The organism is Lachnoclostridium sp. An138 (assembly GCF_002160765.1).
Taxonomy (GTDB): domain Bacteria; phylum Bacillota; class Clostridia; order Lachnospirales; family Lachnospiraceae; genus Laedolimicola; species Laedolimicola faecalis.
In genome coordinates this window covers 1-23,855 of record NZ_NFLF01000031.1, presented here as the reverse complement: position 1 = coordinate 23,855, position 23,855 = coordinate 1, and the positions used below count along the sequence as shown (strand labels likewise).

Annotated in this window: 17 protein-coding genes; 16 read left to right on the top strand and 1 reads right to left on the bottom strand. The window is 47.7% G+C overall.

Translation table 11 applies throughout. The features are described from left to right. Positions 1–46 precede the first annotated feature (46 nt). The 13 genes from B5E82_RS16720 to B5E82_RS16660 all read left to right on the top strand — a co-directional run bounded on the left by B5E82_RS16720 (position 47) and on the right by B5E82_RS16660 (position 13,507). Positions 47–670, top strand: a complete 624-nt coding sequence (locus B5E82_RS16720) for a Crp/Fnr family transcriptional regulator (protein ID WP_087308669.1) — start codon at positions 47–49, stop codon at positions 668–670. A gap of 12 nt (positions 671–682) precedes the next feature. Further along, positions 683–1,732: an AAA family ATPase gene (locus tag B5E82_RS16715; RefSeq protein WP_087308668.1), complete on the top strand. Its 1,050-nt coding sequence runs from the start codon at positions 683–685 to the stop codon at positions 1,730–1,732. Positions 1,733–1,814: 82 nt separating this feature from the next. Further along, on the top strand, positions 1,815–3,104 hold the full coding sequence (locus B5E82_RS16710; RefSeq protein WP_242966360.1) for a CpaF family protein: 1,290 nt from the start codon (positions 1,815–1,817) through the stop codon (positions 3,102–3,104). Further along, complete coding sequence (locus B5E82_RS16705; protein WP_087308666.1) at positions 3,091–3,879, top strand: type II secretion system F family protein; 789 nt, start codon at positions 3,091–3,093, stop codon at positions 3,877–3,879. The genes B5E82_RS16710 and B5E82_RS16705 overlap by 14 nt, the downstream gene beginning before the upstream one ends. A gap of 13 nt (positions 3,880–3,892) precedes the next feature. Next, entirely contained in the window at positions 3,893–4,984 is a 1,092-nt protein-coding gene (locus B5E82_RS16700) for a type II secretion system F family protein (protein ID WP_087308665.1), read from the top strand. Between the two features lie 52 nt (positions 4,985–5,036). After that, a complete protein-coding gene (locus B5E82_RS16695; protein WP_087308664.1) occupies positions 5,037–5,273 on the top strand; it encodes an archaellin/type IV pilin N-terminal domain-containing protein in 237 nt (78 codons plus the stop codon). Positions 5,274–5,308: 35 nt separating this feature from the next. After that, on the top strand, positions 5,309–5,980 hold the full coding sequence (locus B5E82_RS16690) for a hypothetical protein (RefSeq protein ID WP_087308663.1): 672 nt from the start codon (positions 5,309–5,311) through the stop codon (positions 5,978–5,980). 17 nt (positions 5,981–5,997) lie between these two features. After that, positions 5,998–8,475 carry a DUF5702 domain-containing protein gene (locus tag B5E82_RS16685; protein WP_087308662.1) on the top strand — a complete coding sequence of 826 codons (2,478 nt, stop codon included), beginning with the start codon at positions 5,998–6,000 and terminating at the stop codon, positions 8,473–8,475. Further along, complete coding sequence (locus B5E82_RS16680; protein ID WP_087308661.1) at positions 8,476–9,213, top strand: TadE/TadG family type IV pilus assembly protein; 738 nt, start codon at positions 8,476–8,478, stop codon at positions 9,211–9,213. Between the two features lie 133 nt (positions 9,214–9,346). After that, positions 9,347–9,880 carry a prepilin peptidase gene (locus tag B5E82_RS16675; protein WP_162610810.1) on the top strand — a complete coding sequence of 178 codons (534 nt, stop codon included), beginning with the start codon at positions 9,347–9,349 and terminating at the stop codon, positions 9,878–9,880. 9 nt (positions 9,881–9,889) lie between these two features. Then, complete coding sequence (locus B5E82_RS16670) at positions 9,890–11,239, top strand: WG repeat-containing protein (RefSeq protein WP_087308659.1); 1,350 nt, start codon at positions 9,890–9,892, stop codon at positions 11,237–11,239. A gap of 12 nt (positions 11,240–11,251) precedes the next feature. After that, positions 11,252–12,766 (top strand): DUF6382 domain-containing protein, encoded by a 1,515-nt coding sequence (locus B5E82_RS16665; protein ID WP_087308658.1) that lies wholly within the window; start codon positions 11,252–11,254, stop codon positions 12,764–12,766. Next, positions 12,767–13,507, top strand: coding sequence for a PP2C family protein-serine/threonine phosphatase (locus B5E82_RS16660; RefSeq protein ID WP_087308657.1), 741 nt, complete (start codon positions 12,767–12,769; stop codon positions 13,505–13,507). A gap of 42 nt (positions 13,508–13,549) precedes the next feature. Here the strand turns inward: B5E82_RS16660 and B5E82_RS19020 are convergent, their stop codons facing one another. Then, positions 13,550–14,032 carry a prepilin peptidase gene (locus B5E82_RS19020; RefSeq protein WP_162610809.1) on the bottom strand — a complete coding sequence of 161 codons (483 nt, stop codon included), beginning with the start codon at positions 14,030–14,032 and terminating at the stop codon, positions 13,550–13,552. A 311-nt stretch (positions 14,033–14,343) separates the two neighbouring features. On the opposite strand from B5E82_RS19020, the gene B5E82_RS16650 reads away from it, so the two are divergent. The 3 genes from B5E82_RS16650 (at position 14,344) to B5E82_RS16640 (ending at position 23,624) form a co-directional block, all read left to right on the top strand. Next, entirely contained in the window at positions 14,344–17,211 is a 2,868-nt protein-coding gene (locus B5E82_RS16650) for a WD40 repeat domain-containing serine/threonine protein kinase (RefSeq protein WP_087308655.1), read from the top strand. A gap of 33 nt (positions 17,212–17,244) precedes the next feature. Then, positions 17,245–21,186 carry a carboxypeptidase regulatory-like domain-containing protein gene (locus B5E82_RS16645; RefSeq protein ID WP_087308654.1) on the top strand — a complete coding sequence of 1,314 codons (3,942 nt, stop codon included), beginning with the start codon at positions 17,245–17,247 and terminating at the stop codon, positions 21,184–21,186. Positions 21,187–21,539: 353 nt separating this feature from the next. Beyond that, a complete protein-coding gene (locus B5E82_RS16640) occupies positions 21,540–23,624 on the top strand; it encodes a sodium-translocating pyrophosphatase (protein ID WP_087308653.1) in 2,085 nt (694 codons plus the stop codon). Positions 23,625–23,855 lie beyond the last annotated feature (231 nt).

Below are 23,855 nucleotides of genomic sequence, written 5' to 3'. Positions count from 1 at the left end.
GGGATATAATAGGAAAAAAGAATGCTCTTGAGGGAGAGTGTTTGCTATGAAAATTGATGTGAAAAGTTTTTACCAGCAGGTTTTTGGGATTGCAGACATGGAACTTGTGGAAAAGCTTGTTTTTGTCACAGAGCTGCGTTCTCTGAAGAAAAGAGATATTCTGATACAGGAAGGACAGGTTCTGACAGATGTACCTTTTGTCATCTCCGGCATTTTCCGGGGATTTTTTCTGGATGAGAACGGCAGAGATATCACAGACTGTTTTGCCTTTCGGTATGGAGAGGCGGCGATGGCTGCGTTTGATTTGAATGCCTCGTCTGCTATGCTTAGCATTGAGGCACTGACAGACAGTGAGATTCTTTGCATCCCGATAGAAAGTATTCGTGAATTGCTAAAAGAAAATATTTTTTTATTGCAGATTTATAATAGGTTTCTTGCGAATGCCTTGGAACGGCATTGGGAGATCAAGAATATACTGCATAAGCAGACAGCTAAAGAGCGCTATCAGTGGTTTTTAACAGCGTATCCGGGGCTAATAGATAAAGTTACCCACAGATATATTGCTTCTTTCCTTGAAATGAGTCCGGTTACATTGAGCCGGCTACGTTCATTAGTTGGGGGAGGGGTAAGATATATGCAACAGGAAAATGTAGAAATTTATCAGATATAAGGGGATGCCGTCATGAATATTTCCATAGCGATTGCAGATTTGAACAAGGATTACATATACAGATTAACAGAGGTGCTGCAGCAGAATCGTGAACTGAGCATTTCAGCTTTTACAAGCTTTGAAAAGCTTCAGGAAGCCTTAGAACGTACCCGATTCGATGTGTTGCTTTTTGATCCGGATATCAGCCCTGTGCGGATGAATCTGTCTGGGGTGAAGCTGGCGCTCTGTCTCTACAGTGAAGAATGTGAAAATACGGAGCTGTATGGTGACTGCCCGAAAATTCTAAAATATCAGAGAGTGTCCAATATATATAAATATATATTGAACGAATATGCGGATAAAGCAGGTTTGTCTCTGGAACCCGGCAGTCATACAAGTACGAAACTTATCGGGGTATATGCTCCAGCCGGAGGTTCGGGAAAAACAATGGTTTCTCTGGCTTTGACCTGCAAATTAAAGCTGCTGGGATATTCTGCTCTCTTTTTGAGTACGGAACAGTTTGAGAGCTCTTCTGCTGTAAACGGACAGGAGGAAGATGGGGTGACAGCTCTGATTGAAGCGGTCAGCAATGACAAAGTGAATTTTAAAGTGAAGCTGACGGCTGTCAGCAGACATGGCCTGGATGATATAGATTATCTGAAAGGCTTTGAAAAACTGGTGGATTATGAAGCTGTTACGGAAGAAGAGATAACAGGGGTTTTGCGTAGCATAAAGGCTGACAGTGATTATCAGTATGTTGTTATAGATATGGAATCCAATCTGGACACGATTAACAAAGCGGTATTCGATGCTGTGGATCAGATTCTGCTGATAGAGAAGCCGGGCGAAATATCAGGCCACAAGATGGATGTCTTTTTGAAGCAGGTGTTCGTGCAGGAACGGAAAAATAAGATGCTGCGGCTTCATAACTTTGCAGAAAATGGCTCTTCTTACCGGAAGGAAACCGATATTCCGCTTATCGGAGAGATACATCATTACGGAAACCTGAACTTTAAAAATATCATACATGCTGTCAATTCCAACGGGGAGTATGAGATCGAACGTTTGCTGAATCAGGCATAAGTCTGGAGAAAATGCGTATGCTCGTCTGCTGAATCAGGCGCAGAAATTGAGGGGAAGGAACATGACGGGAGAAAATTTTTTTATGCAGGAGGTTTCTGTCCTGAAAGAGGTCATTCAGGAAAAGAGCCGTCTGCGGGAATACTCTTCCGATGAGCTAAAGCAGCTTATCGACGAGATTTTGAATGAGAGAATTCTCTGGGCCAGAGAGAATGACGCGGCGCTTTACCGATATTACGAACGGATGTCCTTCAAGGATAAAAGCACCCTGAAATATACGATAAACGAATCTGTGGAAGGCTTGGGAATTCTGGGAAAGATTATCATGGATCCGGATATCACGGAGATTATGGTCAATGGCTATGACACGATCTTTGTTGAGAAAGCAGGAAAGCTTTCAAGGCTGGACGAACATTTTGAGAGCGATGAGGATTTACGCCGGATTGTTCAGAAGTTTGTAAGCCAGATGGACCGTACGATCGATTCCAGCAATCCGATTGTGGACGCCAGACTGGAAGACGGCTCCCGTGTGCATGTGGTGTTTCCGCCAGTGGCACTGGAAGGAGCTACAGTTACAATCCGGCGGTTCCCTAAGCAGCCCATGACCATTCAGAAGCTTCTGGAATATGGTTCTATTACACCGGAGGTGGCGGACTTCCTGGAGAAGGCTGTTGTATCGAGACATAATATTTTCGTTTCGGGCGGAACGGGAAGCGGTAAGACAACGTTTTTGAATGCACTTTCAAATTTCATTCCGACCTGGGAGCGCGTGATCACGATAGAGGACTCGGCAGAGCTTCAGATCAAGAATGTCCCCAACATTGTACGGATGGAGACGAAAAAGGCAAACTCCAAAGAAGCCAATGAGATTACTATTCGTGATTTGATTAAGGCCTCTCTTAGAATGAGGCCGGACAGGATTGTTGTAGGAGAGGTGCGTGGAGAAGAAGCGCTGGATATGCTGCAGGCTATGAATACAGGCCATGACGGAAGTCTGTCTACAGGCCATGCCAATTCCCCGGAAGGTATGCTTTCACGTCTGGAAACCATGGTCCTTACGGGCTCAGCGGATTTGCCGTTGACGGCTATTCGTCAGCAGATCGGAACGGCAGTAGACTTCATTGTGCATCTGTCCAGACTGCGTGATTTTTCTAGAAAATGTATGGAGATTACGGAAGTAGTCCGCTTTGATAATGATTCCCAGAAAATCATTCTTAATCCGATTTTTAAGTTTCAGGAAGATAAGAAAAACAGCACGAGAACCCGGGTGGTAGGGCGGCTTGTGCGCACGGGAAACAAGATTATCAACACGGGCAAGTTTGAGCTGTCAGGAATTTACGACTATCTGGAGGATGAAAAGGGTGCAGAGGGATAAGGCTAAAGCAAGAGAAAAGGTCAGAATACGGTATTATGAAGATAATATGAGCCCGTCACAGCATATTGCGGCATATCTTGTGTTCGCAGTGGCTATTGGCGCGATCCTGTATATTTATTACCATCTGATCGTGCTTTCGATTTTGGGCGGACTGGTGATTTCCTGGTTCCAGGAGAAAAATTATGCAAAGTCAGTGCAGAAGAAGAGAAAAAACCAGCTGCGCCTGCAGTTTAAGGAGTTCCTGGAAATTATAACGATTTCCATCAGCGGAGGAAGCGGGCGTTCCATAGAAAACGCGGTGGCTGATTCCGTACATGATTTGGAAATGCTGTACAACGACAAGGCGGATATTGTGCGGGAGATTCGGCTGATTGTCAGTGATTATCAGAGTGCGGGTATTCCCATGAGCCGGGGGTTTCAGGAGCTGGGAGAGAGAAGTGAGATCGACGATATCGTAAGTTTTGCAACCATATACGCTACGATAGAAGGAAAGACCAGCGATCTGGGATATATTATTTCCCAAACGCATGATGTGATTAAGGACAAGGTGGAAATCACCATGGAGATCGAGACGGGAATCACAGCGGCGAAGTCAGAGGCCTATATGATGTTAGTGCTGCCGCTGGTTCTGATTGTTGTTATGTCTTCTATGGGAAGTGATTTCCTGGGTGGTCTCTTTACTACGGCTATAGGAAGGGTGGCGGCCACAGTCGGAGTCATCTGCACATTTGTTTCTTATATCCTTGCCGTGCGGGCAACAGAGATTGAAGTTTAAGGGGGAGAAAAAGATGCTGCCATTGATTCTCATGGTGATAGCGACGGCTCTTGGCGTATTTCTGATGATTCAGACAGGACGGCTGGATCAGATTATGGTGGTGGAGATCGTGATCTGCAAGGGCTGGGCAAACCGCTTTAAAAAGCAGACGCTGGAAGAGGAGAAGGAGGCTTATCTTCTGGCTTATGAGAAGTATCACAATGTAAAAGAAAAAAAGGCTGCGAAAAAGGTGGCAGCCTGGAACAAACAGATTGAGAGCTACAAAAAAGCGGAGGAAGATTATCTGTCCGGCAGCAAGATGTCCATTCTGGATCTGATTCCGGTATTCGGTTATCAGATCATGGATGAATTCAAGATGGATGCCAGCAACGATATGCTGCGGAAATTGACAAAAAAATGTGAGTGTTCCGGATACATAGAGCTGGAAAAGAAGCAGGAGACGAACGGGAAGGCAAACGCTCAGATTTACGCCCGCTATCTGCTGGCTGGTCTGATTTCCTATCTGGTGATAGGTTTTATACTGGCCTGTGTGCTGGTATCCATTGGTATCTCGTTGGGGTTTGAGATAGGCCAGATTATGATTTTTGGATCTGTGGCTCTGGCAGGGCCGGCTTTGATGGGATATCTGCCTTATGATGAGTTGAAAGTGAAAGCGGATGCACGAAAAGAGGCGATTGATCTGGACTTCCCCAATGTGCTTTCTAAAATCACACTGTTGATCACTGCAGGTATGAATCTGACACGGGCGGTGGAAGAGACGGCGAACAGCGGAGATTCCCTGATGTACCGGGAGTTGAGGCTGGTAGTAAAGGAGATGAATCAGGGAGCAACGATGACGGGAGCATTTACCCGTATTCAGGGCAGGTGTGAGAACCGCTTTCTTGACCGCCTGGTTTCCGTGGCTGCCAAGAGCTATAAAGAAGGGAATGCTAACCTTGCTGAGAATTTAAGGGAGATCAATACGGACTGCTGGCTGGAGAAAAAACACAGTGCCAGACGTATGACGGAGAATATACAGAACAAGTTGTTTGTTCCGACAATGCTGATGTTTGTCGGAATCCTGATCGTGATCGTTGTTCCGGCGATGGCAGGTTTTAACCTGTAAGCTGAACCGGATTGATGATAGAAAGGAAAAAGAGAGAAGGAGACGTGAGATTATGATGAATAGGTTAGACGATGCCTGTATCTGGGCAAAGGTAAGGCTGTACAAGGCGAAAGAAAGTGTAAAAGAGTTCTTTTCCAATCAGGACGGAGTATCTAATGTGGTAGCTACTATCATTGTACTGTTGATTACGGTGCTTTTGATCGCAGCATTTTGGAATCAGCTGAAAGAATGGGTATCTGGTATTATGGATCAGATTTTTGGTAACAGCTTTGATGATAGCGGATTATAGGTAGCAGGAATTTAAACTGACGGAGGGACAGATGCATGAGAAAGCTTTCAGCAAAAAACAGAGAACAGGGCTCGGTAGAGGTCGAAGCGGTAGTGATACTGCCGCTGGCGGTTCTCAGTATTGTGCTTTTACTGTATCTGTCCCTTTTTCTCTTTCAGAGAGCGAATCTTCAGGCGGCACTGGAAACCAGTGTCGTCTACTATAAGAACGCTGTGACAGATACTTATGTGTCCAGAAACAGCCAGGTGGTTTACAGCGTTGCGGAGGGAAACGCGATAGGAGTGGGAAACTCTTTTGAGGTCACGGGACCTCTAAATCCATACAGAGGGATGTTTGGTGATTCTGGCAATCTGGGATCGCAGACGGACTTTGAAAAATACTTTTATTCTGTAACCGGGAACATGCTGTTCAATGATGATCTGTCGCTGACGATCGCGTACAGCAATGGTTTGATTTCTGATGAATTTGAGGTGACTGCTGTTCAGCAGGTTGCCTTTCCGATGGACCTCAGTCTGATCGGGGCCGGAAGAGAGTACGAGATTTCCGCCACGGCACGGGTGGCTGTCGTGGATCATGACGATTTGATACGAAATGCAGATTACGCGATTGATCTGCTGGAGGATACGAAAATAGGAGAATATGCCAGAAGCATAGCCGGAAAGGTATCGGAAGCATACGGCAAGCTGAAGGAAGTTCTTGAAGTATAAATGGGAGCAGAGTGTAAATGAGACGGAAAACCAGAGGAAAAGCCGGTCAGAGAGCTGGGCAGAAGGGTATGATCACAGTATTCGTAACGCTGATGATGGTTCCGGTGGTCGTCATTACAGGATGTATGGCTGATTTTGCCCGAATAAAATTATATAGCTCTCAGGCTGTCATGGCTGCAGATGCCTATGGAGAGGCAATCTTAAGTGAATATGATAACCTTCTGAAAGAGCTGTACGGACTTTTTTCTGTCACACAGAATGAAGAGGGGCTGGCCGCGATAGAAGAACTGAAATCCTATGCAGAAAACTCCTTCAGTCCGAATCAGGACGGCAGGGGCTTAAGCGGGTTTATGCCTTATGAAAGCGCAGATGTGGATCTGGTCTATGAGAAGGTGGAAGGAGCTTCCCTGTCCAATAATAATGTACTTATGACTCAGATTAGTGATTTTATGAAATACCGTATCGCGGAAGAGGTACTTGCTGATGACAGTATCCTGGATACCCTGTCATCGTTTGACTCTATGGACAACGATATGGATGCCATGGAACAGCGTAACGAGCTTACTGAGAGCAGCCAGGATGCTCTTGAAGAGATCAGTAATTACTATGCGATTCTGGAAAAGATTAATGATTATCCGGGATTTAAAGACATTATGGAGAGCCGCTATCGGAGTTACAGCGCCAAATTGACGGAGATCTCCACAGGTTCTGATTATGCGGATTATGTGGAATATCTGCAGAATAAGGAGGCATGCGACGCTGCTCTGGAGAAAAAGAAACGGATTGAAAGCTCTGAGAACAGTACAGAGGAGCTGTCGGCGGAAGAGGCGAGACTGGCGGATTTGGCAGAGCGTGTAGGAAATTACGATGAGGTAATTAAAGAGGCAGTGTCACCGCTGAAGGAGGAAGCCTGGGATTATAAGAATACCGGAAAAAAAACAAACTATGACGATGTGCGCAATCAGATTTCCGATCTGGGTAAGAGTGCGGATAAGGTAGATAAACTGCTGACAGAACTGTACAACAAGGTGAACCAGTTAAGAGGGACGCTGTCCTCCTGCTCTCAAACTATACAGGAAAAGATGCAGGAAGAAATACGGGAACTGGAAAATGTCATAGATCACAAAAAAGACTTTAAGGAAACCTATCGCCTGATTGAGACGGTGAATCAGGATTCTCAGAAGTCCAAGGATAACAAAGAGCTGATAGAGGATGAGCTGAGTGATCTGGATCAGGTCTTTGACAATCTGGTCTCAGGCAATATCCAGCCGGGAGACTCCTACTGGACCCCGGAGGTATCTCTGAACTGGTATGACTTCCAGAAGGATAAGGGGAGCTTTTACAGCCAGCTTCAGAAGATATGCGGAAGCGGAGGCTCCGGCGGAGATAAAGATGCGGGAGAAAAGAAGAAGAATGAAGCCAAAGATGCCCAGGCTCAGGCGGAAGCGGCCATCAACAGCGATGATACGCCGGAAAACGCACGCGATATTTCTCCAGCTTTAGCGTCACAGCTTCAGTCCTCTGGAGCGGTGGGAGGAGCAGTCTCTGATATTTCCAGCTATTTTTCCGGGGGCCTTTCCTTTGATGCGGTAGGCGGAGCCGGAACGGCGCTGCTTGATAAATTTCTGGTGACAAGCTATGACTTTGGTATGTTTTCCAGCCGTGTTTCTGGTATTCAGCCGAAAGATGAGGAGGGAGAAACTCAGGAGGGCACTTATTATGACGAGAGTCTGACGGGATATCGGATTTCCGAAAATATCAATTACCTGTACGGAGCGGAGCTGGAATACCTGTTGGGAGGCCATAATTCTTCAAAAGATAATCTGAACGAGAGCAGGAATATTATCTGCGGGGTCAGGCTTACGATGAATTTTGTATCTACCTACAGAATTGGTCCGATCGACACAGCGATTTCCAATGTGGCCAATGCGGCTGCCAGCGCAGTTGCGGCGAGCGGTGTGGGGGCAGCGGTGGCTCCTCTTGTGCGCGTGGCGGTCAGCGGAGCTCTGCGGGCGGCTATAGCGGCGATGGAGACGGCTGCGGACTGGGAGGCGCTGAAGGCGAGAGAAAAAGTGGTTTTCCTGAAAGGAAACCTGGATGAGATGAAGTCGCTGGACGCCATTGTCAGTCTTCTGGGAGTGGAGGTAAGCGATGATTCCGGGGAGAACAAAAAGAGCTTTGAGCTTGGCTATGAAGACTATCTTTACGTGCTCCTGTGTCTGCTGCTGGACAGTGATACACTTATGAGCCGCACCTCGAATCTGATTACCCTGAATATGAATCAGGCGCAGAATATGGGGGATACCCTGACGAGTCTGGATTTTAAAATGTCAGAGACCGTGACGGCGGTGAAAAGTACCTGTAAGGTGAAGATGGATTTTGTGGTGACGCCGCAGAATTTTATAGAAATGTACCTTTCCGGCACTTCTGGGGAAGCGACAATCGAGGCACTGGAGAATGAATATTTTGGTTATTCGATTATACGGGGATATTAAATGAAGAGAAAAAGAGAAGGCGGAATGATGACGGTAGAGGCAGTGCTGAGTCTGGTTCCGTTCATCATGGTAATCCTGGGTATCATTTCCTTTATTGATATCTACAGAGTTCATAACAAAATACAATATGCCATGTACCAGGTGGGAAGTGAGCTGTCTGGGTATACCTATTTTTATGAAGCGTTGGGATTAAGAAGCGCAGATCTAGAGCTGGGAGGCGACATCGACGCACAGACTGCGCCGATCGATGCAGCCATTGGTAATATCAGTGATTTTATGGACAGCCTGAATTCTCTGTCGTCCGCTACAATCGATAATGCTCAGGCGGCAGGTTCAAGCTTGGCGGGATTTGCGCAGGACCCAAAGTCTCTGCTCAGCGGAATTGTGTATTTGGGAATCGAGGGTGCTGAAAATAGTGCGAAGCAGGCGCTGATAGGCTGGATGGGGAGCGGGATGATGGAAAAATATCTGGATGAAAGCTATCTTCCCTCCGGAGCCAGAGACGCGGATACTTTCCTGCGAAAGTGCGGAGTCCGAAATGGCATCGATGGTTTGGATTACGGAGGCAGCCAGATGTTTCAGGACAGCGGCCGGCGGTTGATTGATCTGGTAGTGGAGTATGATGTAGAGGTTTATATTCTGAAATTATTTTTAAAAGATCCGACCATTCATGTGACGCAGAGGGCTACGATTCCGGCCTGGCTGGATGGCGACGGAGTAGAGTATACAAAGGAGTAGAGAAAGCTTGATTTCCTATATTTCGATTGCGGCAAGTATGGCTTTGCTGCCGGTATTGTATTCGGCCTTAATTTTATGGTACCGGCCATATTTTGAGAAAGAAGAAAATCAAAGACGAAGGCCTTTGGCGTCGATGAGAGAAAAGGCGGTCCTTATATTAAGCGAGGCGGCTCTTCTGCGGCTATGGTATGCGCTCGGCATGAAAGGTTTTGGCGATCTGCGATTTACACTTTTGTACCTTATGCTGGCAGGTATGATGACCTTCTGCATGACGGACGTTTGGGAGCAGGTAGTGCCGAATAAGCTTCTGCTGATTTTCCTCTTCACCTTTGTTATTGTGCTGGGCGCACAGGGCCTTAGAGAGCTGGAAGAGCTGACAGACATGCTGCCTTCCATTCTACTTGGCGTAATTTTCTGCGGGCTATGCTTTGGGATAGGGTATCTCCTCAGCAGGAAGACGATGGGAGCCGGGGACGTGAAGCTGTCTCTTTTGATGGGGCTGTATCTTACAGGAGAGTATGTGGTGGGGGCGGTGGTCTATGGCTGTATCGTGGGAGCGGTATATTCTGTGATTCAGCTGTCAAGGAAAAAGCTGACCAGAAAAGATATGATACCATTTGTTCCGTTTTTGTATATAGGACTGATTATCAGATATTTGATTGGGTAGGGCAGGATTATGAAAAAGCAGAATAACATTGTAGGAAAAGCAAAAGGATCTCTGACGGTGGTTCTGATATTTTTTCTGGCAGCCGGATGGCTGTGTGCACTGTTTTCCATGGCGGTGGATCAGGAACTGAGGGCGCAGACAGAACTCATACGTTCAGCGGAGCAGCTTTTGGAGGATAAGCTGTATGTGCGGGCGGCGGACGCCTATCTGACAGCATTAAATGATTATCAGACAAAAAATAATGAGCAGATCGAACTGGGCCTGGCTGATATCTACAGAGAGGGCGAGATGTGGGACGAGTATTACGAACTGCTTCGGGAGCGGATCTCACAAGGGAAGGCTTCTGCGGAGGAATACCTGCTCCTGGCACAGTTTTATTTGGACTCTGGAGATTCCTACAATGCCGTACCGTACCTGGAACAAGGGCGTGCAGCTTTCCCGGACAATGAAGAACTGATTGCTCTGGATGAAGAGGTGCGCTACGAGGTGTCCGCGGCGTTAAGTACCTATCAGATCGCAGGGATTCCTTCCTCTGATTATTATATCCCTGTTTCCGATGGGGAGAAGTGGGGATATATTCTGGAGAACGGCCGTACGGCTTTGGATTTCAAGTATGAGGAAGCTTTGAGATTTTCAGGAAACTATGCAGTCGTAAAGCTGGATGGGGTATACACTCTGATTGATAAGAACGGCTATTGGAATGCTGTAGACAAAAACGGGCTGGATCAGGTGACTTCTATATGCGGAACCCGCATTGCGGCCGTGAAGGACGACGCCTATGGCATCTATACGAATACATTTGTAAAGCTGTCTCAGGAGGACTACGAAAATGTCCTTTTAAGTTCCAACGGAATGAGCTTTGTGCAAAAGGGCGGAAAGTGGGCTTTACTGGATGAGAATCTGGAGCAGGTCACAGATTATGTATTTACGGATGTAGCGGCTAACAGTCAGGGAGAAGTTTTCTACAGGGACTACGCAGTTGTGGCAGACGAACAGGGATATTATCTGATCTATCCCAATGGAGAAGCATGCTTTGACACAAGGTTTGCTGATGCGAAAGGAATTGAAAGCGGACTGGTGGCCGTCGCCGACAGCGAAGGGCGGTGGGGATACTGCAATGAGAAGGGCGAAGTGGTGATAGATTGCCAGTATGAGGATGCAAAATCCTTTTCCAGTAAACTGGGCGCCGTAAAGTATGCCGGGAAGTGGGGATATGTCAATCAGTACAATACCATGGTGATTGAAAATGTGTATGAGGATGTGACTCCGTTTTACGGTGAGCTGGCCTGCTTTTGGGATGAGCAGGGGTATCTGGGGTTCCTGGAGCTGCAGTATTATGACGTCTATATGAATCAATAGGGAGAGAGTGAAATGCTGAAAGAAGAAATTATTGCTAATAAAGGATATGCGGTTTTCTGTGTAAAAGAGGACGATCAGCCGGATGAGATCGCCGTCCGGGTATTAAAGCAGGACTGCCCGGATTTCCTGCTTCCATTTAAAACTATGAGCATAGATGGAAATATGGAATTCCGGTATGAGTTGTCTGACGGTGTCAGAATGAGCTATCAGCTTCCGAGGATGTCCAGAAAGGAGCTTATCCGGCAAATGGTCAGTCTGCTCCTTCCTTTTAAAAACTGTGGAGACTGGCTGCTGGATTATCATTGTCTCCTTTTAGATCCCCAGTATATCTTTCTGAATGCCAAGGATCAGACCGTGCGTTACGTGTATCTCCCTGTGCGCAGCTACAGGATGACAGATAAGGAGATTAAAGATTTCTTTATCAAATTTGTGCTGCGTGTGGAATTACAGGATGACAAAGATTTTCTCTTACAGATCTTGAGATTGCTGCAGGAGGAGGACACCAGCCTTCTGTCAGTCTTGGAATTTCTTCAGAATGAGATGGAAGCGGGGCGGCCGCCTGTACGGCCGGCGGCTCCGGTCGCGGAGCAGAGAGCCAGATCTGGCGTACGTGAGGAGAAAAAAGAACCGGAAAACCCGTCAGTAAAGCCGGAGAACAGAAAGTCTGAAAACCGTATAGCGGAAATTTTAAATCCTATCCTGAACAAAAATACGTCTTCAGAGCAGGAAAAACCTGCAGATAATCTGTTTGAAAAGTCTGCAGAACAGCCTGTGGCAGCGTCAGGTTCTGGAAACAAATTTGGACAGGCAAATGTGGAAGAGCGCCTGCTGCAGAATCTTTACGGCAGCGCGGGAGTGGAGACAAAGGCCGATAAGAAGAACAAAAAGGAAAAGAAAAAAGAAAAAATAAAGGATAAGGAAAAAACAAAGGGGACGATAGAGGGCCAGGAAACTAAAAAAGGACTGTTTGATGGGTTTTTTGGAAAGAAAAAAGAGAAGCAGGAGGAAACCAGAAAACTGATCCAGAGCGGTGGGGATTCCATTCAGCCTGAGCCAGTTCAGAATAACGGAGGCTCCGTTCAGCCTGAGCCTGTATACACGCCGGCAGAGGATATGGTAGAAAGGCAAAAAAGTCTGGCAATGGAAGATACTACAGAAATGGCAGGGGAAGATTATGAAGAAAACAATTTGGCGATTCTGCGCCTTTATCTGGAAAATGAAGGAGGATATACGGCTCCCAGAGACATTGAGCTGAACCTGGAAAAGGGTTATGTAACGGTGGGCCGCTATGATAAATCTGGTTATCCCTGTGCGGACTATAATTTTGATCACAGTCTGACGTTTGTCAGCAGAAATCATTTCCGCATCGAGCTGCGTCAAGATGGATATAAGATCATTGATTTGGATTCCAAAAACGGAACCCTGCTTAACGGGAAAGAGCTGGTAAAAAATATGGCGTATCCTCTGAAATCGGGAGATATCATCTCTATATCCAGGAAGGTGCGGCTGACTTACAGGGTAATGTAAATGTGGAGACGGGATTTATCAGGGTTTATTGCGGGGTGTGCTACAGACAGAGGAACGGTCAGGGAGAAAAACCAGGATCGGATTGTCTGCTATACAGACTGGATTGCGCAGGGACAGTTTGCGGCGGCATGCGTCTGCGATGGAATCGGCAGCTATGAATACAGCGAGATTGCTTCGGAGATTGTGACGGGAGGAGTGACGCTCTGGTACCAGGGTGTAGCTGATCGGAAGCTGGAGGATTTAACGGAACAGGAGCTGGCGGAGGATTTCTGTGCGACTGTCCAGGAGCTGAATGAGCTTGTCTGGGAGCGGCGGCAGAGGGAGCGTCTGGAGATTGGCTGCACGATGTCTGCCCTTCTGGCAGTGGATGATCACTATTACATTTATCACGTGGGTGACAGCAGGATTTATTACGTAAGTGACGCAGTATATCAGCTTACCCGGGACGAGGTAGTATTTTCAGAAGAGTATGGAAAAATAAAAAGAAAGCTTGCTAACTGTATCGGCAGAAATAAAGAGCTGTGGCTGAACCGCCAGTATGGGAGCATCTTGCCTGGAGACACCTTGATCCTGGGTTCGGATGGATTGTTCAAAAAGCTGGACAGTAACAGCATGTACGGAAGAGTTCAAGGACTGTCTACTGATGCTCAGGTGCAGAAGCTGTGTGAGGACTGGATTAGGGAAGTGGAGAGTTTGGGAGAACGGGATAACATATCCTGTGGGATCATAAAGCGCAGATAGCTTATTATCGAGTTGTGAGAACAGAGGCTGCTGTATACACTGTCAGCGTATGGGGACCGACTCGGCGGCGAGTATCATCAGGAGCAGGGCAGTGAATACGATATGATAGACAGAAAGGATCGCCAGGCCTTTCAGAAGACTTCTCCAGTGCTTTTCCGAACGAAGCAGGAGAAAGATGCTGAAAAAAAGGTACCATGAGAAAATGTATGTGAGAGGCCGGTTTTGAAAAAGCAAAAATGCGGAACAGTAGTAGAAGATAAAACTTGCTTCGATTAAAGGATAGCGGACGGGAATAGGGGCCTCGCAGTAGCGGCACCGTCCCCCAAGAAAGACCCAGCTTATGATCGGGATTTGATGAATGGCAGCCAGCCGGTGTCCACAGGAAGGACAGAAGCAGTCCCTGGTAATCAAGGGCAGATCTCTTCGGATTCGGTAGTCGATCGTTGTACAATACGCGCCGATGACCGCAGAAAAAAGAATAATAAAGATAAGAAGTTTCCCTGTAAGGATTGATAATTCTATCATTTGCAGCGCCCCCATGAATAGCTTTGTCCATATTTTAACAGAAGAGAAAAGGACAGGCAAGCTCCACTTTTTTGGGAGAAGCGGAAGAAACTTTACAGATTTGCGAATGCTAACAGGAGCAGAGAAAACGGCAGTGAAAGGAGAAGAATATGACCGGGCTGACGATGGATGAGTTTCTATTTTATGGAGGAATGCTGTGCGCGGCAGCGGCATGCATAGGTGAGCTCATATGCCTGTGCATGTTCTTGATCAGAAAACGAAGACTGAAGATACAGCTCGAGAAGGAATACGGTGAGAGAAAGTAAGGAACTATGTCAGATATTATTGCATCGACTTATGAAATCATCAAAAAAATAGGGTCTGGCGGCGGAGGGGTTGTCTACCTGGCAAATCATCTGCGTTTGAACAAGCTGGTTGTCCTGAAGGCCGATAAGAGGAAGATTACAGTACGGGAGGATCTGCTCCGCAGAGAGGTGGATATTCTCAAAAATCTCAGGCATACATATATTCCGCAAGTACACGACTTCTTTGTGGAAAATAAGACCGTCTATACAGTTATTGACTACATAGAAGGAGAAAGCCTGGACAAGCCTCTGAAACGAGGAGAAAGATTTTCCCAGCCGCAGGTTATCAAATGGGGAATGCAGCTTTTGGAGGCGCTGTGCTATTTGCATAATCCGGAGCATCAGGATCCGCCAAAGGGCTACGTTCACAGCGATATCAAACCTGCGAACATCATGTGCAGGCCAAACGGCGATATCTGTCTCATCGATTTTAATATCGCGTTGGCGCTGGGAGAGAAAAACGCAGTCGGAAGGAGTCCCGGCTATGCGTCACCTGAGCATTATGGCCTTGACTTTTCGAATGACAGTCAGGAGGATACGGACGGAGGAAATACGGAGGAAGACAGCACGGAGGTGAAAGATCCCGATCCTACGCGTACAGATACTGTGCCCGGAGGAATGTCTTTTACTTCAAAATATAAAACCATTGTTCCGGATGTACGTTCGGATATTTACAGTCTCGGGGCGACTTTGTACCATCTTCTGAGTGGGCACCGTCCGGCTCCGAATGCAAAGCAGGTGGTTCCCCTCTCTGAGAAGGAATTCAGCCCGCCGTTGGTCAGAATTATATCGAAGGCCATGGCTCCCAATCCAGACCGGAGGTATCAGACGGCAGAGGAAATGTTGAGAGCCTTCCGAGATCTATGGGACAGAGATCCCCGGATAACCCGTTTGAAGAGAGGTTGTGGGATCACGGCAGGAATTCTGGCTGTGGTTCTGGCGGCCGGCGTGGCCGTTTCCTTTACAGGACTGAAAAGAATGCAGGTTACGGAGAGCTGGAAAAAACTTGCGGAATATTCCGAAAACGCGCTGCAGGAGGGAGATGTAGATTCTGCCGTCAGCTATGCCCTGGAAACTTTTCCGGAAAAGAGTTCTCCGGCACAGCCGGGATATATAGCGGAGGGCAGGAATGCTCTTGCAAATGCACTGGGGGTATATGATCTATCTGATGGGTATAAGGCACATGGTACTCTGGAACTGCCGTCAGCACCACTGTATCTGGCACTTTCCCCCGGAGGAATGACTCTTTCCTGCGTATATTCTTCTGCCGTAGCTGTCTATGATACGGAATCCCTAAATTTGCTGGCAGTGCTTCCGGCGGCTGATTCAGCTTTGGCGGAGGTCGTTTATCTGGGTGAGGATACGATTCTCTATGCGGGAGCAGAAGGGCTTACCCGGTACGATATTGCAGAAGGGACCGCGCGCTGGACAGGGGAGGATGCTACAGGAATCCGGATTTCTGCAGATGGAAAAAAGGCTGCAGGAATCTACCGGAATGAAAGTTATGTGTCTATATATGATGCAGAGAGCGGACAGCTTTTGCAGCAGGTAGACTTAGACGGAAGAAGTCAGTCCGTAGTTGCGAACGATGTATTTGCCAACCCGAACGACAATCTTTTCGCCCTGAACAACGATGGCTCTCTGCTGGCTGTCAGCATGTCAGATGGTTCTTTGGAAATTTTCGATTTAAATGGCAGTGGAAGGAATATGGTCCTTTTGGATGACACTTCCGGTTATACGCACTTTGAGGGTGGATTTTACCAGCAGTATTTTGCGTTTTCTGCATCGAACGCGGAGGAATCGGTGTTCGCAGTGATTGATACACAGACGATGGAACAGACGGGCGGCTTCCAGTCTGCAAGCCGTTTCAGTGTACAGACGGATGAGACAGGAATCTATGTACAGACAGAAAATCTTCTGGTGCAGATCGATCCGGTGTCGGGAGAACAGAGACCTCTTGTCACTACGAATGAGGCGATACGTTCCTATGCCAGAAGCAGCGAAAATACTCTGATTGCGACAAAAGAAGGCTTTTCCTTTTATAGCCCGGAAGCTGAAGAGATCGCAGTGTTTGAAAAAGAGGATGAAACAGACTTTACAGCCATTGCGGGGCAGACAGCAGTGATAGGCAGCCGGAGTACATCGGTGCTGCGCCTCCTGAAATATGAAGATCATCAAGAAGCAGAGGTGTTTTCCTACGATCCATCTGTATCTCATGACGAGGCGAGAATCAGTGCCGACGGCAGCAGAGTTATGCTTTTTGACTGGCAGAGCTTTTCTGTCTATGACATGGAAGGAACTCGGATAAATAAGGTGGAGATCCCAGATGCTGCCCAGGTCTACGATCAGCAGTTTAGAAGAGATGAGAAGGGTTCGTATCTGGAAGTTATTTATAATGACGGAACGTCCCGGCTGTACAGTGCTGTTGACGGTTCTCTGATGGAGGAAGTTTACAACGCAGCTCCGGATCCGGAGTTGTATGAGGAATTCTCGGTCAATGGTCTGCGGATAGAATCTCCGCTGCACGGAAAGCCAACAGCATACGATGAAGAGACAGGAAAGCTGGTGCGCGTGCTTTCTGAAGAAGACTATTTGACCTATGTTACTTCTGTGGGAGAAAATTTCGTAGCGCAGTTCGTCACGGCGGACGGATATTGCTATGGCCGTCTTCTGAATGAGAAGTGCGAGGTGCTGGCAGAACTGCCGTACCTGTGCGATGTGATCAATAATGTGCTGATTTTCGATTATTCTACAGGGGATCTGAGACAATCGCGCATTTATGATACAGAGGAGCTGATTGCAGCTGCTCATACTGTCCTTGGAGAGGGACAATAAAAACTACTACGTTATCGCAGGAGGATGTTTAAAGTGAGAGTGTGGAAGAGAGTGCTGGCATGTGCTCTGACTGCCGCGCTGATCGTACCTTCTATTTCGGCAGCAGCAGAGGAGCCTGCTGGAGAAAGTGAGACAGTCAGCGAGATTGGCAGTGAAAATGTTCCTGAGAGCGGGACAGAGGACCAGAAAGAAGAGTCCGGAACGCTCGCCGGAGAGGAAGGAGACGTAGCCGAAGGCGAAGAGGGCAAAGAAGAGTCCGGAACGCCTGCCGGAGAGGAAGGAGACGTAGCCGAAGGCGAAGAGGGCAAAGAAGAGTCCGGAACGCCCGCCGAAGGGGAAGGAGACGTAACCGGAGGTGAAGAGGACAAAGAAGAGTCCGGAACGCCCGCCGGAGAGGAAGGAGACGTAACCGAAGGCGAAGAGGACAAAGAAGAGTCCGGAACGCCCGCCGGAGGGGAAGGAGACGTAACCGAAGGCGAAGATGACAAAGAAGAGTCCCAGACACCTGTTGAAGAAAACGGCAGCAATGGATTGGAGGACAAGGAGCCTGTTGACGAAGAGGAGAAGCAGGAGGTAGACGAGGTCCAGTTCAACACCGGAAACCATGTGTGGAGCGTGGTGAATGAAGAAGCATTTGAATCAGGAACAGGTGATGTAGCTTTTGAAGATGATGGAAGTTATACCATCAATCTGGAGGATAATGCGTTTTTCCCGTATGAGGTTCAGTTCACGCATGACGGAGAAGTGACGAACGAATGGTTTATGACGCCGGACGACAGTGTGGAAGTGGGCGGACATACCTTCTATGTGTCTTCATATGCTGATGGAACTGTTCTGACTCAGATGACTCTGAAGGTAGGCGGCGATATTATTGTAGTATACCCAGAGGAGAAAGAGTTTACTGATGAGGAGACGGGCGGAATCGCTCCGATGTCGATGCTTCCGCTGACACAGGAGTTTCTGACAGTTAATCTGGAAGGCTATACTCCGGCAGAATTATCCATGGTGTCTGTAGATACTGTCTTCACAGGGGATAATGCTCTGGAAGATACGGAGAAGGTAGTCTGGACCTACAATGGTAAAGACGATTATACAGTCAGTATGTCCGGCGATATGCTGAACCTGAGTTATGGAACAAGTAATACGTATACATATTGGGATATGATCGTGGGAGACGGAGATCAGCTTACTGATACGAATATTAGATATCAAGTAACTGTTCGTGTGACGAGTTCTCGGAATTGGCTGACCCCGGTCCTTTACGTGGAAAATTCAGATGGAACGCGGAAAGAGATTGCTGTATCACAGTATTCTTATAATGATTATTACAGCAATGATAGGGACAGAAATCTGTATGTTTATGGCTCTGATGAGCTGGCACCTTATGGAACCACGGTTTATGCAGGATTAAGTCTTAATGGTGCGGTGTTTGAAACTCCTGGTTTTTCCAGTGTCAGGGTATATGAGGGCTGGTATTCCACGGCTGAGGAAGCAATGGCCGGAAAGGAAATCACGAGCCAGATCTGGGAGCCTGATATGACAGAGAAAGGCGCAGGATATGCGTTTCAGTATGAGAGCCGGAAGGAAATTACCATGGTCGTTTTTGATGCCTCAAATCAGATAATGGGTTGCCTGCCAATGAATCTGAATGTGTATCTGGAAAGCGACAACTTCACGCGCACCTTAAAGAAAATAACGGCTGATAAAGTCACATACGTGACAGATATTACAAGCCGCAGGGATCAGGATGGATGCACCTTCTATACCATGACTCTGTATAAAGAGTTTGCGGCCAATGATACCTATTACTTGGATATGGACTATCGGACTGCGGGAATAACCAGTAATTCTGAGGTGACCGCGGCTTATGTGGGAAGATATTCTACTATCGCGGAAGCAAAGGCGGCTGGAGCGAAAGAGATTAGACAGGACTTATTTGAGTCTCAGGGATATGCGGCAGACTACAGTCAGGGAGTTTATATTACAGTGTTTGTAGGAGCAGACGGAGCGGATCAGAAAGCCTTCCAGATGTGTTTCCAGACCGTGACGGGTGAGAATCCCTGTGATCCCCCCAGCGATTCTGCTTATGTAACCTTTGATGGTCTGAAAGATCCGGAAGGGAATCCGATTGGCTGTCACATCGTTGATGACCGAGAAGACTCTTATGGAGAGTTTAACTATCTGACTATTCTGGTAGATGCGGAAACAGATCTGTCCAGGATTGCGCCGGAGTTTTATACTGCAGATGGAGTAAATTTGTATGCGGCGGGAAGCAGCTCACCGGAGATACCAGGAAAGAGCGTTCATGATTTTTCGAATGGACCTGTGCAGTATTCGGCTGCTGCTGAGGACGGAAGAAATCTGAGAAACTATTGGCTGCAGATCATAAAGCCGGAAGCCGGAGCGGCGAAGCTGTATATTAACAGCTTTGCGGATACGGAAGCAGAAACCAAAACAGAGAATGGTGTTGTATATTCCAAGAGAGAAGTATATCTGGACGGATACCATGATGATATCCACGACATTCTTGTGGCGAATGTAGGAACAGAGGCGCTGGCTTCGTTAAAGGTTGAGCTTGTGTCAGATAATCTGGATCTGGATTCCTACTGGACTCTGAGCGGAAAGAATGGGCTTTCGGGCTTTACCGGACAGGAAATAGATCCAGATAATACAGGCAGTACACACAGTGATACTTTATCAAATCTGGCAAAGGTACGATTGAGAGCAAAAGCAGGTGTGGCGGCTGGAACCGACGTGTCAGGAACGCTGACAATCAAGGCTGGCGATACCACGCTGGCAGTCCTGACACTGACAGGAACCATTGGAGATCCGATAATTACAACGAAGGAGATTCCGGAAGCAGTTAAATTCGTTCCGTATGGCACTATGATTCAGAATAACAATAAGTATAGTTGGAACAGAATCGGCTATTACATTACAGCGGGACGGTTGCCGGCCGGTATGGAGATGAGAGAGAATGGAGAACTGTACGGAGTACCGAGAGAAGCCGGAAGCTTTACTTTCACAGTGGTTATGTACAGCAAAAATTATTCCTTTGATGACTCCAGAATGACCTATACCATGGTCGTGAAAGAAAACACCAACGCGAATGTTTACAATGCATCTGACGCGGGAGACGGATATTCTTTGGAGACTCCCATCGGTATTGAAGTAACTCCTGGAAGCTATGATTTCTATCTGGCAGAGATCGCTGATACCTTATTCGTATCGGAAGGTCTTTATAATGAATTTATTGATCTCTGGCTGAATGGAGAGAAGCTGGTAAAGGGTGTTGATTATACGGCTGAGTCAGGAAGTACGCGTATCACTATCAGTGCACAGACACTGCAGAACAAGGCTCTTCAGAGCGGCGCGAATACAATTGCGGCAGAGTTCCGTGTGGACGGAGATATGAGCAAAGAGCTGAGACGTACTGCTCAGAACTTCCGTTTGGATGGCGCTGGCACAGATTCCGGTTCCAGCAGTTCCGGAAGCAGTGGAAGCGGAAGCTCCGGCAGTTCCGATGCTGTAAGAGGTGTGACCTTAAGCGGATATCTGGTAGATGCGAACAATGCGCCTATGGCTGGTATGACAGTAGAGCTTCACTCTACGCCGCGCACCACGGTGACGGATAAAAACGGATATTTCCGGTTTGCAGATGTGGAATTTGGCTGGCACACTCTGTTTGTCAAAGATGCGAATGGAAATCTTCTGTCCTCCAGAAGATTTGAGCTTCGTGAGGATACCGTAGTAACACTTTCTGGTGATACGGTGACGGCTCCTGCCGGTTCTGGTATCAGCCTGACGGTGCGGGTAGCGGATGGAGAGCTTGCTTTTTCAAATGTAAGGCTTGTGGCAGCTCCGCGTACAGGCGATGAGTCTAATCTGGAGATATGGCTGTTTGTTCTGGCGCTGGTTTGTGTGGCTCTGGCAGGAACTGTGATTTATAGAAGAAAGACTAGACATACTGTATAGAATTTGTCCGGAGCAGAATGAAAAACCGGAAGAATCTGTGAATAGCAATCTTTAGCAGAAAGAACAGGGTGAAAGGTTCCATAGTGAACTTTTCACCCTTATTTCAGTTAAAGATGATTTTGTGTCTGTAAAGACTGGAGAAACAGTGTTTGTCTTTTATTTATCCGTATTGTCCCGTGGCACATCGCTGCTATTTGAGTTAGCTATAAATAATTAATAAAAAATTAACAGAATATCTTTAATATTTGTTTAGATTTACGGAAAACGGAATTGACTCTCCTGGCAAAACGATCTATAATTGAAACCAAAGTTCGATTTTTTTAGACAACTTTAATAGAAATGGGGGAAGAAATATGGATCTTATGCAGCTCGTTTACACAATTTCGTTCTTTTCCGTAGTCATAGCGTTCGCATATGCGGTATATCTGCATTTCTGGGTGAAGAGACAGCCTGCGGCAAATAAGAGAATCATTGAAGTTTCGGATTTGATTCATGCAGGGGCGAATACCTTCATGCGGAAAGAGTACATCATCCTTGCCAGATTCGCGGGTGTGGCGGCGGTACTGATCCTGGTTTTCCTGCCAAGTCCCATCTGGGATGGGAATATCGTGGATAATCTTTCTATGATGACTGCCTATCTGGCGGGTACGATTCTGTCGGCTATCGCAGGGAAAATCGGAATTCTGGTGGCGACTCAGGCCAATTCCAGAGCTGCGGAAGGCGCGCAGAGGGGCCTGAAGCCGGCGTTTCTGATCGGTTTTCGCGGCGGAGCGGTCATGGGCCTGTCCGTAGTAGGTTTTTGTCTGCTGGGCGTGATGGCGGTGCTGATGATTACAGGAGATGCTTCGGTGCTTCTGGGCTTTTCCTTCGGGGCCAGTTCGCTGGCTCTGTTTGCCAAAGCAGGCGGCGGCATCTTTACCAAGACGGCGGATGTGGCGGCTGACCTGACAGGAAAGGTAGAGCTGGGCATTCCCGAGGACGATCCCCGGAATCCGGCGGTTATCGCGGATAATGTGGGTGACAATGTGGGCGACGTGGCCGGTATGGGTGCGGACCTTTTTGATTCGAACGTGGCGGCTATGGCTTCGGCGCTGGTGATGGCCCAGGCGCTGGATGGCGGTATCGGTGTGAACAGCGCGGTGGTATTCTGTTACGCGGCCATCGGCCTGCTGGCTTCCATCATCGGAATTGCCTGCGCGCGTGTGGGAAAGAACGGAAATCCTACCCAGGCCCTGAATTCTTCTACTTATTCCACCACGCTGCTCTTTATTGTACTGACGGGAGCTGCCACCTGGTTTCTCGACGGATTTGAATGGAGAATCTGGGGAGCCTCGGCCGTTGGCCTTGTGGTTGGCGTAATTATCGGCATTACTACGGATTATTTTACGGATGACAGCAAACCGATAGTTCGGAAAGTGGCCCATGCGTCCCAGTCCGGATCGGCCTTTACCATATTATCAGGTGTTTCTTATGGATTCATTTCGGCGCTTCCGGCCATGGTGGGAATCGCTGTTTCCGCGCTGGCCGCGTATAAGCTGTGTGAGCCGCTGGGAGAGGGATATGCTTTGTTTGGAATTGCCATGGCGGCGGTGGGAATGCTTTCCATCGTAGGCATGATCATCAGCAATGACGCTTACGGTCCTATCGTGGACAATGCCAGAGGTCTGGCGGAGATGGGAGGCCTCGGAGAGGACACCATCCGTGTGGCAGATGAGCTGGACAGCGCCGGCAATACGGTTAAGGCTGTGACGAAGGGATTTTCCATCGGTGCGGCAGGACTTACTGTAATTTCTCTTCTGGGAGCCTATATGTCGGAGGTCAATGTGTCTCTGGCATCCATGGGAAAAGAGCTGATTACAGGTTTTGATATCATGGACCCCACGGTGTTTTTCGGTATTCTGGTGGGAGCGGCTGTTCCTGCGGTGTTCTCGGCCATGCTGATGCTGGGCGTAGATAAGAATGCGCAGAAGATGGTGGCGGAGATCCGCCGTCAGTTCCATGAGATCGTGGGATTGAAAGAAGGAAAAGAAGGAGTGAAAGCGGATTACGATACCTGTATCAACATTGCGACGGAAGGGGCGCTGCATGAGCTGATTCCGGCGGGACTTCTCGCAATCATCGCAACTGTGATTGTAGGTTTTATCGGCGGCCCGCTTGCCATTGGCGGATTCCTTCTGGGCAATATTGTGAGCGGTCTTCTGCTGGCCCTCTTTATGTCCAATGCCGGCGGCCTCTGGGATAACTCAAAGAAATACATAGAGGCAGGCAACGAAGGCGGAAAAGGTTCCCGGGCCCATAAGGCTGCGGTTACCGGCGATACGGTAGGAGATCCCTTTAAGGATACGGCGGGACCTTCCATCAATACGCAGATTACGGTAGTGTCTCTGGTGGCCTCTCTTCTGGCTTCTGTATTTGCGGCTATATCGCTGTTTGGATGATTGAAAAAGAAATACGGATTGTATCATAAAAGTAAGAGCAGGAAGCCGGGGCTGAGATTTTTCAGCCCCGGCTTCCTGCTTTCTGTGAGAGCCTCTAACCTGCTTTATCTGTAATGTAAGCGCTTAATAATACAACGGCTATCTTTTTAAACCACGTTCTACTATTATTGAAGTAAAACGCTCCAACTTCAACTTTTTGATTCAATCCTGCATCTTTGCTGTATCATGTCA

Bases quoted from the DNA above. Each gene is read 5' to 3' on its own strand.
- B5E82_RS16720 (WP_087308669.1), top strand. From the start codon at position 47: ATGAAAATTGATGTGAAAAGTTTTTACCAGCAGGTTTTTGGGATTGCA.
- B5E82_RS16715 (WP_087308668.1), top strand. From the start codon at position 683: ATGAATATTTCCATAGCGATTGCAGATTTGAACAAGGATTACATATAC.
- B5E82_RS16710 (WP_242966360.1), top strand. From the start codon at position 1,815: ATGCAGGAGGTTTCTGTCCTGAAAGAGGTCATTCAGGAAAAGAGCCGT.
- B5E82_RS16700 (WP_087308665.1), top strand. From the start codon at position 3,893: ATGCTGCCATTGATTCTCATGGTGATAGCGACGGCTCTTGGCGTATTT.
- B5E82_RS16695 (WP_087308664.1), top strand. From the start codon at position 5,037: ATGATGAATAGGTTAGACGATGCCTGTATCTGGGCAAAGGTAAGGCTG.
- B5E82_RS16690 (WP_087308663.1), top strand. From the start codon at position 5,309: ATGAGAAAGCTTTCAGCAAAAAACAGAGAACAGGGCTCGGTAGAGGTC.
- B5E82_RS16685 (WP_087308662.1), top strand. From the start codon at position 5,998: ATGAGACGGAAAACCAGAGGAAAAGCCGGTCAGAGAGCTGGGCAGAAG.
- B5E82_RS16680 (WP_087308661.1), top strand. From the start codon at position 8,476: ATGAAGAGAAAAAGAGAAGGCGGAATGATGACGGTAGAGGCAGTGCTG.
- B5E82_RS16675 (WP_162610810.1), top strand. From the start codon at position 9,347: ATGAGAGAAAAGGCGGTCCTTATATTAAGCGAGGCGGCTCTTCTGCGG.
- B5E82_RS16670 (WP_087308659.1), top strand. From the start codon at position 9,890: ATGAAAAAGCAGAATAACATTGTAGGAAAAGCAAAAGGATCTCTGACG.
- B5E82_RS16665 (WP_087308658.1), top strand. From the start codon at position 11,252: ATGCTGAAAGAAGAAATTATTGCTAATAAAGGATATGCGGTTTTCTGT.
- B5E82_RS16660 (WP_087308657.1), top strand. From the start codon at position 12,767: ATGTGGAGACGGGATTTATCAGGGTTTATTGCGGGGTGTGCTACAGAC.
- B5E82_RS19020 (WP_162610809.1), bottom strand. From the start codon at position 14,032: ATGATAGAATTATCAATCCTTACAGGGAAACTTCTTATCTTTATTATT.
- B5E82_RS16650 (WP_087308655.1), top strand. From the start codon at position 14,344: ATGTCAGATATTATTGCATCGACTTATGAAATCATCAAAAAAATAGGG.
- B5E82_RS16640 (WP_087308653.1), top strand. From the start codon at position 21,540: ATGGATCTTATGCAGCTCGTTTACACAATTTCGTTCTTTTCCGTAGTC.